Below are 18141 nucleotides of genomic sequence, written 5' to 3'. Positions count from 1 at the left end.
GCTCATGACGCGCTTCCTGGAGCTTCATCGATCATGGTTCCTGCGCACCGCAGGCGCAAAGCCTTGCGCGAGGTTGTCGATCAGAGCGCGAACGGCTGGTGGCAGTCCACGCCGCGTCGTGAACAGCACTGGACGATGCCAACCTGGGCGCGCCACGCCGGCAGCTTCCGCACCAGCTTACCCGGCTCGAGCGCGGAGCGGCAGACGTGATCGGGAAACAGCGCAGACCAGTCCCGCCGCGGCGGCGGCGAGCAGCTAATCCAGATGGGTGCAACCAAGGCGCGACCTACGCTGAGGTGAGATTAACGAACGGCAGGTTTTGGGAAGGCACGAACCTCGGCTGAATGGCCAAGACTGGGTCGAGATCCTCAAACCGGCGTAGCGGTCTGGCCGACAAATACGGAGTCCGGGCGCGAACAGGAAACTCATGCCGTGACCCATGGCAATGACGTGGTCCGACACCCCGCCGCCGTTTGATGGTGCCGCTCGACCGCAGTCGCGCGCCCTATGATCTTCAGACTGTTACAGGTGGAGCCGGGTCGAGGTAATTGGCCCGGAATGTTGCGGCGCCCGAGTTGTAGTAGGCAGCGGCCAGCGCGCGGTCGACTGCCGAGAGATCGCCGGCGTAAGCGTTGAACGCTTTCGCCTTTAGCTTGGGAAGGGAATCGAACCGTTTGTTGGCGAGGTCGAGTGCTCCAAAGGCACCGTAGCCCGCCGCCCTGACGACCGAGGCGAGCATTCGCAATGCCTCGACGTCTGTGGACACCAACGCCAAGGCGTGGTCCAAGCTCGGCAGGACGGATGCGAAAGAATTTGCCGTACCGAAGTCGGAGTGTCCTGCTCGAGCCTTATACTGATCTTGCAGGCTGCCTAGCAACGTCGGGGAAGTAGCTAGGGCCGTGACAAACGCCGGGGCGGCCGGCGCGGTGGCGAGCACATAATCGGCAAACGCCTTGTGATCGGCCAACACTGCCGCCTCACCGAGGACGCCGACCATGGACGCGAGCGCGTGCGCAGGGTTGCGCAATTCTTGGTAAAGCGCCGTTTCCCCGACCGCCTCCGCGTTTTTCAACAGCAGGGCCGAAACACGCATTTTGTCGGCGGGCGTGAGCGCAGTGAGGATCTCCGGGTCCGTCGTGACCAGCGCTGTGATCGCTTCCGCATTGGCATCGCTCGACGATTTGGGCGTGACGAACCTCTTCACGATCGTCGCCCTAGTCGCCGGTTGTTTTCGACCAGCGAGTGCTAGAACGAACTTCACCGCGTTCGCACTTGCGGTCTGGTCGGTACCTCCATGCAGGCCGGCTATCTTGGCGAGCAATTCTGGCATAGCCGCTTGGTCAAGGTTCTCCGTTTCCTGGTCCACCACCAGCGCGATGTCAGGCATCATTGAGCTGGGAAAAAAGTTCGGATCCGGCAGGCGAGCGACGATCGCATCAACCAACACCGAAGTCTGACGGATCGGCTGCGAGAGAAACTTCTGGACGGCCTCGGAGAACACATAGCGAGCCTCCTCCGCCGTGACGAGGTGGCCCGATGGATGCGCGGCCTTGTTCCGCTGCTTGTTGAGTTGGACCAGAATGTCGGACTCGAGCTGAGTGATAATAGCGTTAGTGCGCATCTGATCGATCAGCTTTTGCTCAAATACCTTCTGCGCGGCCGCATCCGGCTCAATCACGCTGAGCACTGCCTTAGCCGCCGCGTTGGACGACGAGACCGCGTGAAGCTTCATGCGCAAGCCCTCAAACAGGGCCGTATGGACGAGCACGATGCAGCCGCGATATGCACCGGCGCCATAGCAAATGAACGCCTCGCGGAGGTATGTCGCGATGTCCTTTTCGGGCACCGACGCGATAAGCTCTTCCATGTCCGTCAGTCCGGCCATTCTACCTCCGTCAGCCTCATCGCTCGGGCCGCAAATTGCTCAATCCGCTTAGGCGCGGCTGGGGTTCGTGGTTTGCAGGCGGCGAAGCGTGCCAGCAAGGCTAAAACAGGAAGGTGCTGTTGCTGGGGGCGCTGGGGTGGGACCCGACCGGCCCCGATCTGCTCACCGATCTCACCACGATGGACTATTCGGCGCTCACAGAGACCTGATCGGCCAACGCTGCTCGCTGGCTGGCTGGATCGCCGAGCCAGCGAGCGGCGTCATGACCCGCGCCCAAAGGGAAGCATCGGTGGTTTAGGCCCCATACGTGAATGAGCGGCGGTTTCGGGGTACCTTGAGGAGGTCTCTAACGGCGGGTTCTAGGGCTTGGTGGCCTGCCCGACACGGACCGAAGGGGACGCAAGCGCGCCGCGACCGCTGCGCAGCGACGTCGCACTTTCGTTCGCATTAGGTGGCGGCTCAGAAAGACGGACGTTGGTACTCGGGCAATTGCGGCGGGAAGTGACCAGGAGCATGGCTGCGCTATGACGCCGCTCGAACAGCTCGGAGTGACCATCCCGATCGTGCAGGCGCCGATGGCGGGCGTCTCCACGCCGGAGCTGGCGGCGGCCGTGTCGAACGCGGGCGGCCTGGGCTCGATCGGTATTGGCGCGACGGACGCGGCCGGTGCGCTCACGATGATCGAGGCAACGCGCGCCCGCACGGATCGCCCGTACAACGTGAACTTATTCGTCCATGCGACCGCCCAGGCAAGCCCTGCACGGGAGCAGGCATGGCTAGATGCGATGCGTCCTCTGTTCGAACGGTTCGACGCAGAGCCGCCGGCAGCTCTCCGCACGATTTACAAGAGCTTCGCCGATGACGACGAGATGCTGGCCATGCTGGTGCAGGCGGCCCCACCGGTGATCAGTTTCCACTTCGGTTTGCCGGCTCTCGATCGGATCGAGGCCTTGAAACAGGCCGGCTGCGTCCTGCTAGCCACAGCGACGAGCCTGGCCGAGGCACGCGCGGCCGAGAAGGCAGGCATCGACATGGTGATCGCGCAGGGCTGGGAAGCGGGTGGCCATCGGGGCGTGTTCGATCCGGCCGCCCCCGATGATCAGCTCGGCACGATGGCGTTGGTTCGCCTCGTCGTTGAGCAATCTGCGTTGCCAGCCATCGCGGCGGGCGGCATCATGGACGGGGCGGGTATCCGGGCGGCGCTCGCGCTCGGCGCCGTGGCGGCACAGCTTGGCACCGCATTCATCGCCTGTCCGGAGAGCAGCGCGGACACGGCATATCGCGAAGCTCTTGCGGGCGCGGGCGCGAGCCACACGGCCATGACCCGTGCGATCTCGGGCCGTCCGGCGCGGTGCTTGGCGAACCGGTTCACCGAATGGGAAGCGAGCGCGCCGGCCGAGGTGCCCGACTACCCGATCGCGTATGACGCCGGCAAAGCGCTGAATGCTGCAGCCAAAGCCGCGGGCGAGAACGGGTTCGGGGCGCAGTGGGCGGGACAGGGCGCGCCACTCAGTCGCACAATGGCGGCCGCGGACCTCGTCGCGCTGCTTGCTCGTGAGGCGACGCTGGCAGCTTAAGCGGCGATCGAAGCCTTTGCTGGGCAACCTTCCGGACCGCTCGACAGCTTCAGGTCGGGGTAGAACTGGGAGGAAACGGCGTCTGCTTCCGGGGAGAGCCGAAACCCGGCATAACGTACGGAAGCGGGTGATCACCGCTTTGAGCGGAGGGCAATCGGTGTGGTCACATGCAGGGCGAGCGACCTCACCATCGTCGCAGTTGCGGTTTTGTAGCTGATGAAGTGAGGTGAACTCAGGTGCGCCTCGTAGCTGGCCTGATCGGCGTAGATCTCCATCAGCCGGATGTGATCGGGTGCGTCCTTCAGGGCGACCGCGTTGAGCGTCAGAACGCCGGGCTCGAGGCGCACGGAGGCTTCGACCTCCTTGCGCGGCAGCGCCAAATAGGCGTCGAGCTGGGCCGGATCGATCTGAAGCTCGGCAAGCCGCACGATTGGCGTCGGGGTCGTCATCGCTTTCCCGTTCTGCGGCGGGGCCGCCGCTATCAGCGTTAACCCCAGCGCCACCGCTGTGACCCTGGGGTGGCGGGCAGGAGTCCTCGACAGCGGTTTCGGCCGGGGTGGCACGGCTTAGCCTCCGTTCCGAACGCTGCTGTATTCCGCGTCGGTGACCGGTTCGAGCCACTCGACGTTCTTGCCGTCCAGCGCTTCCTGGACGGCAATGTGCGTCATCGCTGTTGCCGGGGTGGCACCGTGCCAGTGCTTGTGACCCGGTGGGCACCAGATCACGTCACCGGCACGGATCTCGACGATCTCTTCACCCTCGCACTGGGTCCAGCCACAGCCGGCGGTGACGATCAGCGTCTGGCCGAGCGGGTGCGTGTGCCAATGCGACCGCGCGCCGGGCTCGAAGGTGACCGCTGCGCACGAGTGCCGGGCCGGTGCTGGCGGCGTTCAGCGGGTCAATGCGCACCGTCTTGGTGAAGTAGGTGGCCGGGCCGGGCTGAGAGGGCTGCGATCCTGCGCGCTTGAGTTCCATGCCAATTGTCCTTGTCTGTCTTGGTGTCGCGGTCGGGCGTGTCAGGCTCGGGCGCCCGGTCAGGCGTCCTTGAGCGCGTCCCGCGCGACGTTGACCGCGGCCATCGCGGTCGGCCAACTTGCATCGAACGCGGTGTGGGTAATCGCGGCGACGATCTCATTCCGGGTCAGGCCGTTCTCCAGGCCCTCGCCGAGGTGGAATCCGAGCTCGTTGTGACGGTACAGCCCGACCAAGGTGGCGATCGTCACGAGGCTGCGGTCGCGGGGAGAGAGCGCGTTGTCGGCCCAGACGTCGCCGAACAGCACCTGGTCGGTGATCTCGGCGAGCTTCGGCGCGATGTCGCCGAAGGCCTTGCGCGCGTTGGTAGGTTAGTCAGCCATGTGCTGCTCCTTCGTTGGTGCGAGTAGGGTGGCTCCTGGGTCAGGCTCCGGCGCGGCCTGTGCGGCAGAGAAGCGCCACCGCCGCCGCCGCGGTCAGGATTGCCGCACTCCCGAGAAACTCGATCCTCGGCCCGACGGCGTCATACGCTAGCCCGCCGACAGTCGCGCCCGACATGATGGCGAACTGGACCACGGCGACCATTAGGCCACCACCGGCTTCGGCGTGATCGGGAGCTGCGCGCGTCACCCAGGTCCACCAGCCGACCGGTGCCGCCGTGCCGACCAGCCCCCATACGGCAAGCAGGACCGCGACGACGGGAACCGACGTGCCGAACAGCGCAAGGGCGATCGCGGCGGCCGCCATCATTGCCGGGATCGCCGCGAGCAAAAGGTGGAGCCTGGGACCGATCAGGCGTCCGATCAGCGTGGTGCCGATGAACCCGGCGACGCCGACGACGAGCAGCAGCGACGATAGTGTGCCCAGACCGACATGTGTCACCTGCTCGAGGAACGGTCGAAGGTAGGTGTAAAGCGCGAACTGACCCATGAAGAGCAACGCCGAGGCGGTCAGACCGAGCAGGACGGTTCCGCGCCTCAGGAGAGCCAGCATGCCGCTGCCGTTGGCACGCCGCTCGGTCGGCAGCGCCGGCAACGCCAGAGCCTGCCAGATGGTGGCCGCGATCGCCATCGGCACGACGCAGAAGAAGGCGCCGCGCCAGCCGATCAGGCCACCAAGAAAGCTCCCGAGCGGCGCGCCGATCACAGTGGCAAGCGCGTTGCCGCCGTTGAGAATCGCGAGCGCCTTCGGCACAGCCTCCGCGGGCACCAGCCGCATCGCGATCGCAGCGGACATCGACCAGAAGCCGCCAATCGCGATTCCGAGGACCGCCCGGCCGAGCATCAGCATGGCGTAGCTCGACGCGTAGGGCACCAGCGCGCACGACACGATCAACAGAGCGGTCAGCCCGAGCAGCACCAACCGGCGGTCGACACCGTTGATCAGCCGACCGAGCGACAGACTGGCCGCCATCGCGAACAAGCCGGAGATCGCGATCGCCTGACCCGCCTGGCCTGCCGAGAGGTGAAGGCTGTCCGCGATAGGGCTAAGCAGGCTGACCGGCATGAACTCGGACGCTACCAGCACGAAGGTGCAGAGCGTCATGGCGTAGATCGCGCCCCAGGCCGCCGGCGGCGCGGCATGGGTATCGTCGGGGGCGTGCGCCAGGGCAGCTGTCGTCACAGGAAATCTCCTCGAGCCTAGCGCGGCAGCGCATCGTATTCTCAAGGTAGGCCGCCCGGCCGCCCGGCATTAGTCCCGCTGCTCTCCATGGACCTGTGAGCAGCGCTCAACATGGCGGGTCAGAGCCCGAGGGGCCGCAACTCCCTGATCAGGTCGATCATCGCCCGGAGCCCGGTCGGCACATGCCGCCGGCTGGGGTAGTAGAGCTCATATCCGGGACCGGTGGTCGACCATGTCCCCAGCACCACCGACAGCGCGCCCGATGCAACATAGGGAGCGAAGAGCGGCTCAACGCCATAGACCAGCCCCGTCCCGCCAAGCGCCATCGCCAGCATGGCGCGGCCATCGTCGGCGGTGATGCGACTGGTAACCGGCACGACGAATTCCCCGTCTGGCCCTTCAAACTCCCACCGGTAAATGCGATCGTCTCCAAGCCGCACGCCGATACAGCGATGCTGGGCAAGGTCGCTTGGGCTGGCGGGGGTGCCAAACCGCTCGAGGTAGGCCGGCGAAGCAGCGACGACCCAGCGCAGGTCGGCGGACAGCCGCTGCGCGATCATGTCCTCCGGCACCGTACCGCCATGCCGGATACCCGCATCGAACCCTGCACCGACCACATCGACAATGCGGTTGCTCGCGACAATGTCGACCTCGACATCCGGATAGCGGTCGGCGAACGTCGCCATCACCGGCCCGAGCAGCAACGTTGCTGCATCGGCGACGACGTTCAGGCGAATTCGACCGGCCGGCGTGTCGCGGAAGCGGTTGAGGCTTTCCACCGCCAATTCGATCTCGGTGAAAGGTCGCTCCATGGCATCGCGTAAAGCCTCGCCAGCTGCGGTGAGCGTGACGCTGCGGTTCGTGCGGTTGAGCAAGCGAACCCCGAGCCGGCTTTCCAGTCCCTTTAGCGCATGGCTCAGACCCGACGCGGTAACACGCAGCTCCAAGCCCGCACGGCTGAAGCTGCGATGCCGAGCAATCGCAAGGAAGTAGGTGAAGTCGGCGAGATCGGATCGGCTGGGTGGCACTGCGTGGGTGTGAGATGCTCGCGGGCAGAAGGCAATCACCGCTCACGGCATTACTCTGGGATCAGTGCCTTCCCTGGATGAACAGATGACCGAAGTTGGGAGGCCAGCGAGGAGGTGTGAACGTCCGAAACTGGGTCAGAGGAGCCGGTCGCGGTCCTCCGGCCGCGGGAGCCAGCAGGTTTTCCGCCGGCCGAACAGTCGGTATCGGTTCCGCGCGACCCAGCGATAGACTGAATCACGGAGAGCACGCGGGACGAGCCGGGCGGCCGCGGCGAGGGTACGCCACGGCCCGCCCAAGCCGTCATAGATGGCGAGCACCGCGTCGCTGTCGCGCTGGATGCAACCTGGCTCAACTATGATGATGGTGTCGGGATCATCGGGGTCGACGTTGTGCTGCAGCGCGAGCGCGCGGCCGGCCTCGCCCTGGATCGAAGCAAGGCGGAAGCGGCGACGGCGGTCGTGGCGCAGCACGAACTGTGCGTTGGCGGAGCAGAGCACGCACAGAGCGTCGAACAGGATAATCGGGCGGTCGTCGCTCATGCTGCGGCTTCTAGCAGGGGAATGTTAAAGGAGCCTCCGCTCGGCCGCGACGGCGCGTCGAGGATCGCTGGCAGAGTGGGAAGATGCACGCCGTAGCTCGCGAGAGCGGTCTCGACCCCGGTCCAGCCGACCGTCTCGCCAGCGTCGAAGGCGGCCAAGCCCTTCGCGATCCGCTCGGCGGTGCTCGCGAAATCGGCGAAGGCGAGCGGGCGGGGCAGATACGCGAAGGCGATGCGCGGGCGGCGCGCGATGCTCCGGGCGAGCGTCCAGTCGCACGCCGCGAACGCCGCCTCGACTGCGGGACCGACGATCGCCTCTTGCTCCCAGCGAAAGAACGTTTCGAACAGCGCGCGCCGCTCGGCCGCGGACAGGCGCACGCCGCCGCGCCGCGCCGCGTGGCACCGGGCCATGGCCGCGAGCAGCTCGGGCGCGACCAGCGCGTCGGCGGCGTCGGCGAGCGCGGGCCGGGCGGTCAGCTGATAGACGAACCAGGTCTCGACGCAGACGCGCCGGTTGATCTCCCGGAACGCATCGGCCAGTCGCTCGAGTTCGGCGATGCGGCGCTCGGCCGCGCGCGGACCGGAGAGGAGGCGGGCAGCGATCCGGCCCCGCGCCAGGTTGCGACGGAAATGGCCGCCGCCCCAGAGCGCGCCATGCGCCGCAAGGAGCGGAAAGGCGTGGTTCCCGCCCGAGTGGCGGTAGAGATGATGATAAACTGCCGCGCGCTGGGCAAGGTCGCCGGCGCGACCGGCTAGCGCGACGGCCTGGGCGCGCAGACCGCGCACCTCCTCCTGGTCGGCTGGGCTCATGCCAGCTTCTCCGAAACGGGGCGCAGTCGGCCCGAATAGCGGATCGCCCGCCCCAGCCAGGGCAAGTCGACGGGAATGTCGAAGGCCAGGGCGCCGTCCTCCTCGCGCTCGGTCGCGATGCAGCGAGGGGTGGCCCAGGCCGGAAACGTGACGCCGGCGAGGCGCACCGCCGTCAGCGTCTGACGCAGCGCACCGCCGACCCCGTCCACGCGGAACAGGAGCGTCGCCCAGCCCATCCGCTCGACGAGCAGCCCGTCTTCCGTCCAAAGGTCGCTGGCGTAGCGACGTCCGGCGAAGTCGCGCGTCCAACGCTCGGCGTCGCCTCGCGGCTCGAACCGCAGCGACACCGGCACGTCGCGCCCCGAGCGGGGCAGGCGCAACAGCTCGCACAACAGCCAGGCGACGGGGTTCCGGCTCCGACGCACGTCGGCGTGGCCGGTCCAGGCCGGGGCGGCGCCGCCATGCGCCCGGACGACGGCGGGGGCCAGGAAGGCGAAGGCGGGTCCGAGGAGCCGCGGCAAGGGCCCGACCTCGGTCGCGGCCCGATCGATCGCAAGCGAACGCATCGCGGTCACGCCTGACGCGGGCTGCGGCTCCACACCGCATAGCCCATGCCGATGAGGGCGAGCAGGACGCCGGTGAGCGCGGCGGACACCGTGCCGCGGACGAGCAGCGCGGCGTCCGTCACCATCCCGCCGATCGACACTATCAGCATGGGCGCGAGCACCGTCATGACGGTTGACCACACCGTCCAGAAGCGCGAGCGCTCCTCCGTCCCGCAGATTTCGCCGAGCAGGATCCTGAGCGGCCGCCAGAGGATGGCGGCGGCGAGCGCGGCAATGCCGAGGGTCAGCGCATAGGTGAGCACGAGCGCGGCGAGCGGCGTCAGCATGGGTCGGTTCCTCCGGGCCGGGATGGCCCATGCCGATTCATCAGCACATGGCATGCCAGTTGCTCCGTTCCGGCCGGGAGCCGCGGAAAACTGTGGTTCCGCTATGGTTCGGCAAGGATCGGGTGCTAACGTCGTGAACAGGAGGGCGGGCTGGCGGTGTCAACTATGGATATAGCGGCAGGTGTGTCGGCCTATCTGGCGGTGCTGGGGCTGACGGCGGCGGCGAGCCTCGCGATCGCGTTGTTTGTCCTGCTGCGCGCGCGCGAACTGCCGGGCGCGCTGCTCCTCGCCGCGTTTCTAGCGGGCGTGGCAGTCTGGAGCGTGGCGCAGGCGCTGCCCGCAGCGCTGGGCCCGCCGGCCGCGCCGGTCGTCACCCGGCTGATCGCGCTGTCGCCCCTGCCGGCGGCGGCGTTCATCCATCTTGTTTTCGCCTATGCGCTGTGCGGCATGCTGCGACCGGTCGCGATGGCGAGCTACGCGGCGGCGGCGGTGGCGACCTCGGCGGGGCTGGCGCTCGGTGTCGGCGCGGTCATACCTTGGCGCGGCTTTCCGGGCATGTTCACGCCGTCGCCGGTCGGATGGGGCGTGCTAAGCGTCGCTGCGGCGCTGTCGGTCGCGGGGCATCTCCGGCTAGCGCAGGTTTGGTGGACGGAGAGCGGCGCGCGGGGGCGGCAGGCGGGCGCGGTGTTCCTGTCGAGCGGGATCGGCCTTTTCGCGATCAGCGGCTTCGCCTTTCCCGCGCTCGCCGTCGACGCCTATCCCTGGCCGGTGCTGGCGCTGCCGCTCTACTCGGTCGCTTTGGTCTACGGTATTCTCCGCCACCGTTTTATGGCGGTGAACCTCTGGGCGAGGCGCGCGCTGGCGTGGGTCATGCTGGTCCTGTTGGCGGGGCTGGTCAGCGCGGGGGTGGCGAGCCTGCCCGTGGCGCTGATCGGGCGGCCCGCAAGCGTGATGGGCGCCTGGGCCGCGACCACGGCGGCGCTCGCGCTCGGCGTCGCGCTGCTCGTGCCACTCAAGCGGCTCGCCGACCGCATCGTCTTCCCGGGAGGCCGTGTAAGCGAGGCGGACCTAGAAGCATGGCGGACGGCACTGGCCGAACCCGGCGACGCGCCCGCGCTGGAGGCGCGCGCCCAGGCGCTGCTCGCGCGGCGGCTGGGGCTGGGAACGGAGGAGGGCGCGCCCTCGATCCGCGTCGACGGCGAGACCGCGCGCCTGGAGGGCTGGGACGAGGCGCCGCCCGCCACCCGCCACGTCGCCGAACGGTTCGCAGGCGTGGCGGCGGAAGCCGCGCGCCGCATCGCCGCGGCGGCCCGGCTCGTCGAGGCGGAGCGCGACCGCCAGCAACAGGCGCGGCTGGCCGAGTTGGGGGAGCTCGCCGCCACCGTCGCGCACGACCTGCGCAACCCGCTCGGCATCGTGAAGATGGCGGCCGTCGCCGCCCCCGCCGACACCCGCCGCGAAATCGGCGAGCAGGTCGAGCGGATGGACCGGCTCGTCACCGACATCCTTGACTACGCCCGCGCCTGGAAGGTCGCGCCCGCCCCGCTGCGCCTCGCCGAGCTGGCCGTCCAGGCGGGCGTGGAGGACCATGTTCCGCCCGACCTGGTCGTCCCGGGCGACCGGCGCGCGCTCGCGCGCGTGGTCGCCAATCTAATCGACAACGCCCGGGCCGCGGGCGGAAGGGTCGCGATCTTCGCCGAGGCGGGACCGCCCGCGACGCTCGACATATGCGACGACGGGCCGGGCGTTCCGCCGGAAATCGTCGACAGCCTGTTCCGCCCGTTCGTCTCACGTCGTCCGGGCGGGACCGGGCTGGGGCTGGCCATCGTCCGGCGCATCATGGAGGCGCATGGCGGCGGGGTCACTCTGGCGCGGCGGCCGGGCTGGTCGACCTGCTTTCGACTCACCTTCGGAGAAGCGCGATGAGCGGCGTGTTGCTGGCGGACGACGAGCCCGCCTTTCAGCGGCTAACGGGCGCGTGGCTGCGCGACCTGGGCCATTCCGTGCGCGTGGCGGGCGACGGCGAAGCGGCCCGGCGGCTCCACCGCGAGGCACCCGCCGACCTCGTGCTGCTCGACCTCGCCATGCCGCCGCACCATGATCCCGAAAAAGGGTTGGAGCTCATCGCCGACTTCGCGCCCGCGCCGGTGGTGGTGATGACCGGCCATGCCGACCACGCCCTGGCTTTGAAGGCCGTGGACGCCGGGGCGTGGGATTTCCTGGCCAAGCCGGTGGATCCCGACATGCTGCGCATCGTCGTCCAGCGCGCGACCGAGCGCGCCCGGCTTCAGCGCGAGCTGTCCGAGCTCAGGGCTCAAGGGGGGGCGGCGGAGGATATGGGGCTGGCGGGCACGAGCCCGGCGATGGCGGCCTTGCGTGACCTGATCCGCCGAGTCGCACCGACCCGCCTGCCGGTGCTGGTGCTGGGGCCAAGCGGGACGGGCAAGGAGCTGGTCGCACGGGCGCTCCATCATGCCTCTCCGCGCGCGGAGCGGCCGCTCGTCACGATCCACTGCGGCGCGCTGCCAGCGGAACTGCTCGAGAGTGAGCTGTTCGGGCATTTAAAGGGCAGCTTCACCGGCGCGGTGGCCGACCGGCCGGGGCTGGTTGAGGCGACGGCGGGCGGTACGCTGTTCCTCGATGAAGTCGGCGAGATGCCGCCCGCGATGCAGGTGAAGCTCCTCCGCTTCCTCAACGATGGGACATATCAGCCGGTCGGCGCGCGCGAGCCCCGAGTCGCGGAGGTGCGCGTGGTCGCCGCCACCCATCGCGACCTGCGCGCCATGGTCGCCGAGGGAAGTTTTCGCGAGGACCTCTACTACCGGCTGAAGGGCGTGGAGCTGCGCACGCCCGCGCTGGACGAGCGGCCGGGCGACGTGGCGCTGCTCGCACATCTGTTTCTCCGCCGCGCCAGCGGAGCCGCCGCCCGGTTCACGCCCGAGGCCTCGCGCTGGCTGGCGGCGCGGCGGTGGCCCGGCAATGTCCGCGAGCTCCGGTCAGTCGTGGAGTGCGCCGCGGCGCTCGCGTCGGGCAGTCCGACCGGCCTTGCGGTGGATGCGGCCGATCTGGCCTTCGCCGCGGGCGAAACGCCACTGCCCGGCGTGCCAGCCGGCCCAGCCGGGCGTCAGAGCTTGGAGGCGGAAGTCGCGGCGCTCGAGCGCGTCCGGATTGAGGAGGCGTTGGCGCGCACAGGACATAACCACACCCATACTGCCCGTGAGTTGGGGCTGTCGCGGGTGGGGCTGTTGAAGAAGCTCGACCGCATGGGGCTACGTTGACGGGGCGCGTCGTAGCATCGGGAATATGGAGAGACAGCCGATGTACAGCCGCGGACTCAGCTCAGTGACCGAGCGTCTGCTTTAGGGCGGCTCTAGCGTTGAGCTGAGCGTCCGCTTGTGGGTCTAATCTATGAACGCGTCATCCAGTCAGGTCAGCTGTGCCCAGCTTAGGTCAAAGCGGGCGAGGTACTTTCGCAGCCGGTCCGCGTCGTTCGACGAAGTCTTCTGTGCTCGTGAGGCGATGAACAGCACACGGCCTGCCTCCGATAACGAGCGGCTCGCTCGGCAAGTGGCGACGACGTGCGCGAGCTGGACGCGGTCGAACGGGTCGAGTGTGGCGAGGGCCGCGTCTGGCAGCAAGTCCGCGAGCTGGTCGGTCTCGACCTGGTTGCCGGACCAGAGACGCTTCAGCCGTGCGATCTCCGACTCCACGCAAGCGAGGTCGATACGGCCCTTGGGGCTGAACGTCGCCATGCGGGTGACGCTGGCGGCGAGGTCGCGGAAGTTGCCGGGCCAGCGCGCTTCCGGGCCGGTGGCATAGGCAAGGTAGCGTTCGCGCGCTTCCTTGTTGAACGTCACCCGGTCGCCCTCGCGCTCGGCGTGGCGGTCGAGTTCGTAGTCGAGGTTCGGGGCAATGTCCTCGCGCCGGTCGGCTAGGCCGGGGAGCGCGAAGGTCCACAGGTTGAGGCGGGCGTAGAGATCGTCGCGGAAGCTGCCCTGCGCCACGCAGGCGGCGAGGTCGCGATTGGTGCCGGCGATCAGCTGGAAGTCGCTCTCCACCTCCTTGTCCGAGCCCACGGGCAGGAAGCGCTTGTCCTCGATGGCGCGCAGGATCATCGCCTGCTCGTCGAGCCCGAGCTCGCCGATCTCGTCGAGGAACAGCATGCCGGTATCGGCCGAGCGGAGCAGCCCCGGCCGGTCGGCGACCGCGCCGGTGAAGGCGCCCTTCCTGTGCCCGAACAGCGCCGACATCGCGCCGTCGCCCTTCAGCGTGGCGCAATTCACCTCGACCAGCGGCCCCTTCACCTGGCGGCGCGCGCGCTTCAGTTCATAGATGCGGCGCGCGAGCTGGCTCTTGCCCGCGCCGGTCGGGCCCATCAGCAGCAGCGGCGCCTTGGAGCGGATCGCCACCTGCTCGATCTCGTCGATCATGCGGTTGAAGGCGGCGTTGCGTGTGTCGATGCCGGACTTGAGGAAGCTCGTGCTCTCGGCGGTCGCCGCAGCGAAGCGGGTGGCGATGCTGTCATAGCGCGACAGGTCGAGGTCGATCGCGGTCCAGGTGCCCGCCGCCTCGGTCGTGCCACGCCGCGGCTGCGTCTGGAGCAGGCGGCCGGGCAGGTAATGCGCCTCGGTCAACAGGAACAGGCAGATCTGCGCGACATGGGTGCCCGTGGTGATGTGGACGAGATAGTCCTCCGCCTCCGGATCGAACGGATAGGCGCGGGCGAAGTCGAGGAGCTTGCCGTAGACCTCCTCGAAATCCCAGGGGTCGGCGAAGTCGATCACGTGCGGCTCGACCCGCGTCTCGGGCGAGACGGCAGCGATATCCTCGGCGATGTAGGTGGCGAGGCGGGTGTGCTGCACGCCGTGAAGCAGGACGAAGCGGTCGACGCGCAGGTCCTCGTGCATCGTCAGTCCGACCGACGGCCGCCACTTGTTCCAGCGCGACGGGCCGAACTTGCTGGCGTCCAGGGTGGAGCCGAGAAAGCCAAGGACGACGAGCGGTTTCATGCTGATACGCTAGGATAAGAAGAGATACGGGTCGATAGTGTTTTGCGGCCTCGGACTGCAACCTACCGGGCGAGCGGCCCTAGTCACATCAGGAGAATGCTCGCTATCGCAGATGCTTAGAAGATTTCTGATCCTGGTGCCTGCCAGTTGGCACGCCCCCTGCAAAACTCCTCACGTCGGATCGGAAGCGGTTCGGCGGATACGCGGCAGGGGCGGTCGGAATGGGCCGGCCGCCCCGAAGCGAACAGGGCGTAGCTCAGGCTGCGTAGAGCGTCCGCCTTGGGAGCGGAAGGTCGCAGGTTCAAATCCTGCCGCCCTGACCAGATTGGAGGGTTGGACGATGGCCAACAAGGGATTGTTCGCGAGCGCAGTGGCGAAGCTGCTGCCCCAAAGCGCGTTGGTGCCCGATGCGGTGAACCGCGAGGCGGCGCCGGCCTATGTCTATGGGCCGGAGGCGAAGCTGGCGCAGTTGGCCGCGACGGGCACACTCGCCGACAGCTTCTACGCGACCGCGGAACAGCACCTCGCCGAGGCGCTGGAGGCGGCACGCGGGTGCGATCCGGCATTCGTCGCCAAGGCTGCCGTCTACGCCCGCCAGGTAGGCGCGATGAAGGACATGCCGGCGCTGCTCGCGGCGTATCTCACCGTTGCAGAGCCCGACCTCGCGGTCCGCGTGTTCGGGCGGGTGGTCGACACCGGGCGGATGCTGCGCAGCTATGTGCAGATCCTGCGCTCGGGCCAGGTCGGGCGGACGTCGCTCGGCTCGCGGCCGAAGCGGTTGGTGACGCAGTGGCTGGAGCGCGCGTCCATTCGCGACCTGTTGGCCGCGGCGACGGGCACGTCCCCGAGCCTCGCCGACATCGTGCGGATGGTGCACCCGAAGCCTTCGGACGCCGCTCGACGGGCCTTCTACGGCTGGCTGATCGGCAAGCCGTATGACCTTGCCGCGCTGCCGGCCGAGATCGCCGCGTTCGAGGCGTGGAAGCTTGAGCCGTCAGGACCGCTGCCGCCTGTGCCGTTCGAATGGCTCACCGCGCGTCCGCTAACCGCGGAGCAGTGGGGCGAGCTGGCGGGGCGGATGGGCTGGCAGGCGCTCAGGATCAACCTCAACACGCTGGCGCGTAACGGCGCGTTCGGCGTGGCGGGGGTGACCGAGACGGTTGCGGGGCGGCTTGCTGACCCCGTGGCGCTGACCAAGGCGCGGGTGCTGCCCTATCAGCTGCTGGTCGCGTTGCGGTCGGTCGGCGAGGACGTGCCGCTCGCCGTGCAGGCGGCGCTGGAGACGGCGCTCGAGGCCTCGCTCGCCAAGGTGCCTGAGGTCGCGGGCAATGTGGTCGTCTGCCCGGACGTTTCGGGCTCGATGAGCTCGCCGGCGACCGGCTACCGCAAGGGTGCGAGCTCGACGGTGCGGTGCATCGACGTGGCGGCCTTGGTCGCGGCGGCGATGTTGCGGACCAACCGGCACGCCCGCGTGCTGCCGTTCGAGGTCGGGGTCGTGAAGGTGGCGCTCGATCCCAACGCCCGCCTTGCCGTCAACGCGGCGAAGCTGGCGGCAATCGGTGGGGGCGGGACCAACGTGTCGGCGGCGCTTGGCGTCCTCAACAAGGAGCGGGCGGCGGTGGACCTGGTGGTGATCGTGTCGGACAACGAGTCCTGGGTCGACGCCCGGCGCTCCGGCGCGACGGCAACGATCCAGGAATGGGAGCGGCTGAAGCGTCGTAACCCGAATGCCAAGCTCGTCTGCGTCGACATCCAGCCGCACGGGACGACCCAGGCGGCGGGTCGAGCGGACATCCTCAACGTCGGGGGCTTCTCCGACGCCGTGTTTGAGACGGTAGCGCGCTTCGCCGAAGGGCAGACGCGCGACTGGGTCGAGCTGGTCAACGAAACGGAGGTTTGAAGAACAGGCCGTGGCGAATGCCGGGGGGAGTACATGTCACCAGGGGAAACCCGCACGTCCAGAGTAGAGCAGCCGGGAAACCGGAAGATGGGGTTCGAGACCCCCGGCAGACACCGTAGCTCAAAGGACACTCTCGCCACCCCTCGTCGCCACGGCCTACCAACACACACGGCGAATGCCGGCAGGACTACATGGTGTCGCGGGTTCGAGTCCCGCCCCGCGCAAGCGGGTAGCTCAGCTGGGTAGAGCACAAACCGTCCTCCATCACCTCGTCGCCGTAATCAAACAAGCTGGCGAATGCCGGCGGGACTACATCGGTATAGGCGGTTCGACTCCGCCCCGGGGCAACCCGGAAGTCTCGCCACTCTCGTCGCCAGACCTAAGTCAACGCCGGCGAATGCTGGCGGGACTACATGGGAGAGCACCCGTGCTTGCCACGGGAGGTCGGCGGTTCGATCCCGCCTCCGGTTCGCCGGATAGCTCAGAAAACGCGGTCTCGCCGAACCTCGTCGTCGGCAACGAACGAACAACAAGCGTGGCGAATGCCCGCGGGACTACATCGGACCTTGAGGGTCGCCGGTTCGACTCCGGCCGGGGCTTCGGCCCCGTAGCTCAGCGGTTAGAGCATCAGGCTGTCTCGCACCCAATCGTCGCCACGACCGGATACAAGGACCCAAGACCATGACGACGACCTACGAGTTCCAGCCCGTCGAGGGCGGCGTGCCGATCAAGAGCTGGACGCGCGGCGTGCCGGTCGACGACAAGGCGCGCGATCAGCTCGCGCGGGCGGCGCAGATGCCGTTCGTGTTCAAGCATGTCGCCGCCATGCCCGACGTCCATGTCGGCATCGGCGCCACCGTAGGCTCGGTGATCCCGACCAAGGGCGCGATCATCCCGGCCGCGGTCGGGGTGGACATCGGCTGCGGAATGATGGCGGCGCGCACCTCGCTGATGGCGAGCGACCTTCCGGACAATCTAGAGGGGGTCCGCTCGGCGATCGAGCGCGCCGTCCCGCACGGCCGCGACGTGAAGCAGGGCAAGCGCGATCCGGGATCCTGGGGTTCGCCCCCGCCTGCGATCGTGGAGGCCTGGGCTACGCTGGCCGCGCGCTTCCAGCTTATCACCGACAAGTACCCGAAGCTGGCGAAGACCAACAACATGGTCCACCTCGGCACTCTAGGCACCGGCAACCACTTCATCGAGCTGTGCCTCGACGAACACGGAGCCGTGTGGGTGATGCTGCACTCAGGCTCGCGCGGCGTCGGCAACGCGATCGGCAGCTTCTTCATCGAGCTGGCGAAGCAGGACATGCGCCGCTGGTTCGTGAACCTGCCCGACGAGGACCTCGCCTATTTCCCGGAAGGCACCGATCATTTCGACGACTATGTCGAGGCGGTCGGCTGGGCGCAGGACTATGCGGCGCTGAACCGGCGGACCATGATGACCAACGTCATCGCCGCGCTGCGGGGTGCGATCGCCAAGCCGTTCGAGGCGGAGCTGGAGGCGGTGAACTGCCACCACAACTACGTCACGCGCGAGAACCACTTCGGCGAGAACGTGCTCGTGACCCGCAAGGGCGCGGTGCGTGCGGCCAAGGGCGTGATGGGGATCATCCCGGGCTCGATGGGCGCCAAGTCGTTCATCGTGCGGGGGCTGGGCAACCCGGAGAGCTTCGACAGCTGCTCGCACGGCGCCGGCCGGGTTATGAGCCGGACCCAGGCGAAGAAGCTGGTGACGCTCGACGAGCACATCGCCGACACCGCGGGTGTCGAATGCCGCAAGGACGAGGGCGTGATCGACGAAACGCCCAAGGCCTACAAGCCGATCGAGGCGGTGATGGCGGCGCAGGCCGACCTGGTCGAGATCGTCCACACGCTGAAGCAGGTGGTGTGCGTCAAGGGCTGAC

Annotated in this window: 16 protein-coding genes, 1 tRNA gene and 1 pseudogene; 6 read left to right on the top strand and 12 right to left on the bottom strand. The window is 68.2% G+C overall.

What is annotated here, in order from left to right; all coding sequences use genetic code 11:
* Positions 1 to 514: 514 nt before the first annotated feature.
* Positions 515 to 1885 (bottom strand): hypothetical protein, encoded by a 1371-nt coding sequence (locus FHS94_RS16285; RefSeq protein WP_184059820.1) that lies wholly within the window; start codon positions 1883 to 1885, stop codon positions 515 to 517.
* Positions 1886 to 2409: 524 nt separating this feature from the next.
* On the opposite strand from FHS94_RS16285, the gene FHS94_RS16280 reads away from it, so the two are divergent.
* Complete coding sequence (locus tag FHS94_RS16280) at positions 2410 to 3462, top strand: NAD(P)H-dependent flavin oxidoreductase (protein ID WP_184059818.1); 1053 nt, start codon at positions 2410 to 2412, stop codon at positions 3460 to 3462.
* Positions 3463 to 3593: 131 nt separating this feature from the next.
* Here FHS94_RS16280 and FHS94_RS16275 read toward each other — a convergent pair whose 3' ends face one another.
* The 10 genes and pseudogenes from FHS94_RS16275 to FHS94_RS16235 all read right to left on the bottom strand — a co-directional run bounded on the left by FHS94_RS16275 (position 3594) and on the right by FHS94_RS16235 (position 9326).
* Positions 3594 to 3911 carry a putative quinol monooxygenase gene (locus tag FHS94_RS16275; RefSeq protein ID WP_184059816.1) on the bottom strand — a complete coding sequence of 106 codons (318 nt, stop codon included), beginning with the start codon at positions 3909 to 3911 and terminating at the stop codon, positions 3594 to 3596.
* A 117-nt stretch (positions 3912 to 4028) separates the two neighbouring features.
* Positions 4029 to 4283, bottom strand: a pseudogene (locus FHS94_RS19945) (cupin domain-containing protein); the annotation flags it as partial.
* On the bottom strand, positions 4216 to 4437 hold the full coding sequence (locus FHS94_RS19810; RefSeq protein WP_343055326.1) for a hypothetical protein: 222 nt from the start codon (positions 4435 to 4437) through the stop codon (positions 4216 to 4218). The pseudogene FHS94_RS19945 and the gene FHS94_RS19810, both read right to left, overlap by 68 nt.
* 59 nt (positions 4438 to 4496) lie before the next feature.
* Positions 4497 to 4775: a carboxymuconolactone decarboxylase family protein gene (locus tag FHS94_RS16265; protein ID WP_343055331.1), complete on the bottom strand. Its 279-nt coding sequence runs from the start codon at positions 4773 to 4775 to the stop codon at positions 4497 to 4499.
* Positions 4776 to 4857: 82 nt separating this feature from the next.
* Positions 4858 to 6057: an MFS transporter gene (locus FHS94_RS16260; protein ID WP_343055325.1), complete on the bottom strand. Its 1200-nt coding sequence runs from the start codon at positions 6055 to 6057 to the stop codon at positions 4858 to 4860.
* A gap of 119 nt (positions 6058 to 6176) precedes the next feature.
* Entirely contained in the window at positions 6177 to 7085 is a 909-nt protein-coding gene (locus FHS94_RS16255; RefSeq protein ID WP_184059815.1) for a LysR substrate-binding domain-containing protein, read from the bottom strand.
* Positions 7086 to 7220: 135 nt separating this feature from the next.
* Positions 7221 to 7625 (bottom strand): thiol-disulfide oxidoreductase DCC family protein, encoded by a 405-nt coding sequence (locus tag FHS94_RS16250; RefSeq protein WP_184059813.1) that lies wholly within the window; start codon positions 7623 to 7625, stop codon positions 7221 to 7223.
* Positions 7622 to 8434: a hypothetical protein gene (locus FHS94_RS16245; RefSeq protein ID WP_184059811.1), complete on the bottom strand. Its 813-nt coding sequence runs from the start codon at positions 8432 to 8434 to the stop codon at positions 7622 to 7624. Before FHS94_RS16245 ends, FHS94_RS16250 begins: the two co-directional genes overlap by 4 nt.
* Complete coding sequence (locus FHS94_RS16240; protein WP_184059809.1) at positions 8431 to 9000, bottom strand: DUF4166 domain-containing protein; 570 nt, start codon at positions 8998 to 9000, stop codon at positions 8431 to 8433. Before FHS94_RS16240 ends, FHS94_RS16245 begins: the two co-directional genes overlap by 4 nt.
* Before the next feature lie 5 nt (positions 9001 to 9005).
* Positions 9006 to 9326 carry a hypothetical protein gene (locus FHS94_RS16235; protein WP_184059807.1) on the bottom strand — a complete coding sequence of 107 codons (321 nt, stop codon included), beginning with the start codon at positions 9324 to 9326 and terminating at the stop codon, positions 9006 to 9008.
* Between the two features lie 165 nt (positions 9327 to 9491).
* On the opposite strand from FHS94_RS16235, the gene FHS94_RS16230 reads away from it, so the two are divergent.
* Positions 9492 to 11252, top strand: a complete 1761-nt coding sequence (locus tag FHS94_RS16230; protein WP_184059919.1) for a sensor histidine kinase — start codon at positions 9492 to 9494, stop codon at positions 11250 to 11252.
* Complete coding sequence (locus FHS94_RS16225; RefSeq protein WP_184059805.1) at positions 11249 to 12604, top strand: sigma-54-dependent transcriptional regulator; 1356 nt, start codon at positions 11249 to 11251, stop codon at positions 12602 to 12604. Before FHS94_RS16230 ends, FHS94_RS16225 begins: the two co-directional genes overlap by 4 nt.
* A gap of 147 nt (positions 12605 to 12751) precedes the next feature.
* On the opposite strand, the gene rtcR is transcribed toward FHS94_RS16225, so the two are convergent.
* Positions 12752 to 14335: an RNA repair transcriptional activator RtcR gene (rtcR, locus tag FHS94_RS16220; RefSeq protein WP_184059803.1), complete on the bottom strand. Its 1584-nt coding sequence runs from the start codon at positions 14333 to 14335 to the stop codon at positions 12752 to 12754.
* A gap of 245 nt (positions 14336 to 14580) precedes the next feature.
* Here rtcR and FHS94_RS16215 point away from each other — a divergent pair.
* The 3 genes from FHS94_RS16215 to FHS94_RS16205 all read left to right on the top strand — a co-directional run bounded on the left by FHS94_RS16215 (position 14581) and on the right by FHS94_RS16205 (position 18140).
* Positions 14581 to 14658: transfer RNA gene (locus tag FHS94_RS16215), tRNA-Pro, on the top strand.
* A gap of 17 nt (positions 14659 to 14675) precedes the next feature.
* Entirely contained in the window at positions 14676 to 16235 is a 1560-nt protein-coding gene (locus tag FHS94_RS16210) for a TROVE domain-containing protein (protein ID WP_184059801.1), read from the top strand.
* 681 nt (positions 16236 to 16916) lie between these two features.
* Positions 16917 to 18140 (top strand): RtcB family protein, encoded by a 1224-nt coding sequence (locus tag FHS94_RS16205; RefSeq protein ID WP_184059799.1) that lies wholly within the window; start codon positions 16917 to 16919, stop codon positions 18138 to 18140.
* Position 18141 lies beyond the last annotated feature (1 nt).

Source organism: Sphingomonas aerophila (genome assembly GCF_014199305.1).
GTDB classification, from domain to species: Bacteria; Pseudomonadota; Alphaproteobacteria; order Sphingomonadales; family Sphingomonadaceae; genus Sphingomonas; species Sphingomonas aerophila.
Note: the sequence above shows the minus strand (reverse complement) of the source record. Positions and strands in the feature narration are given on the sequence as shown.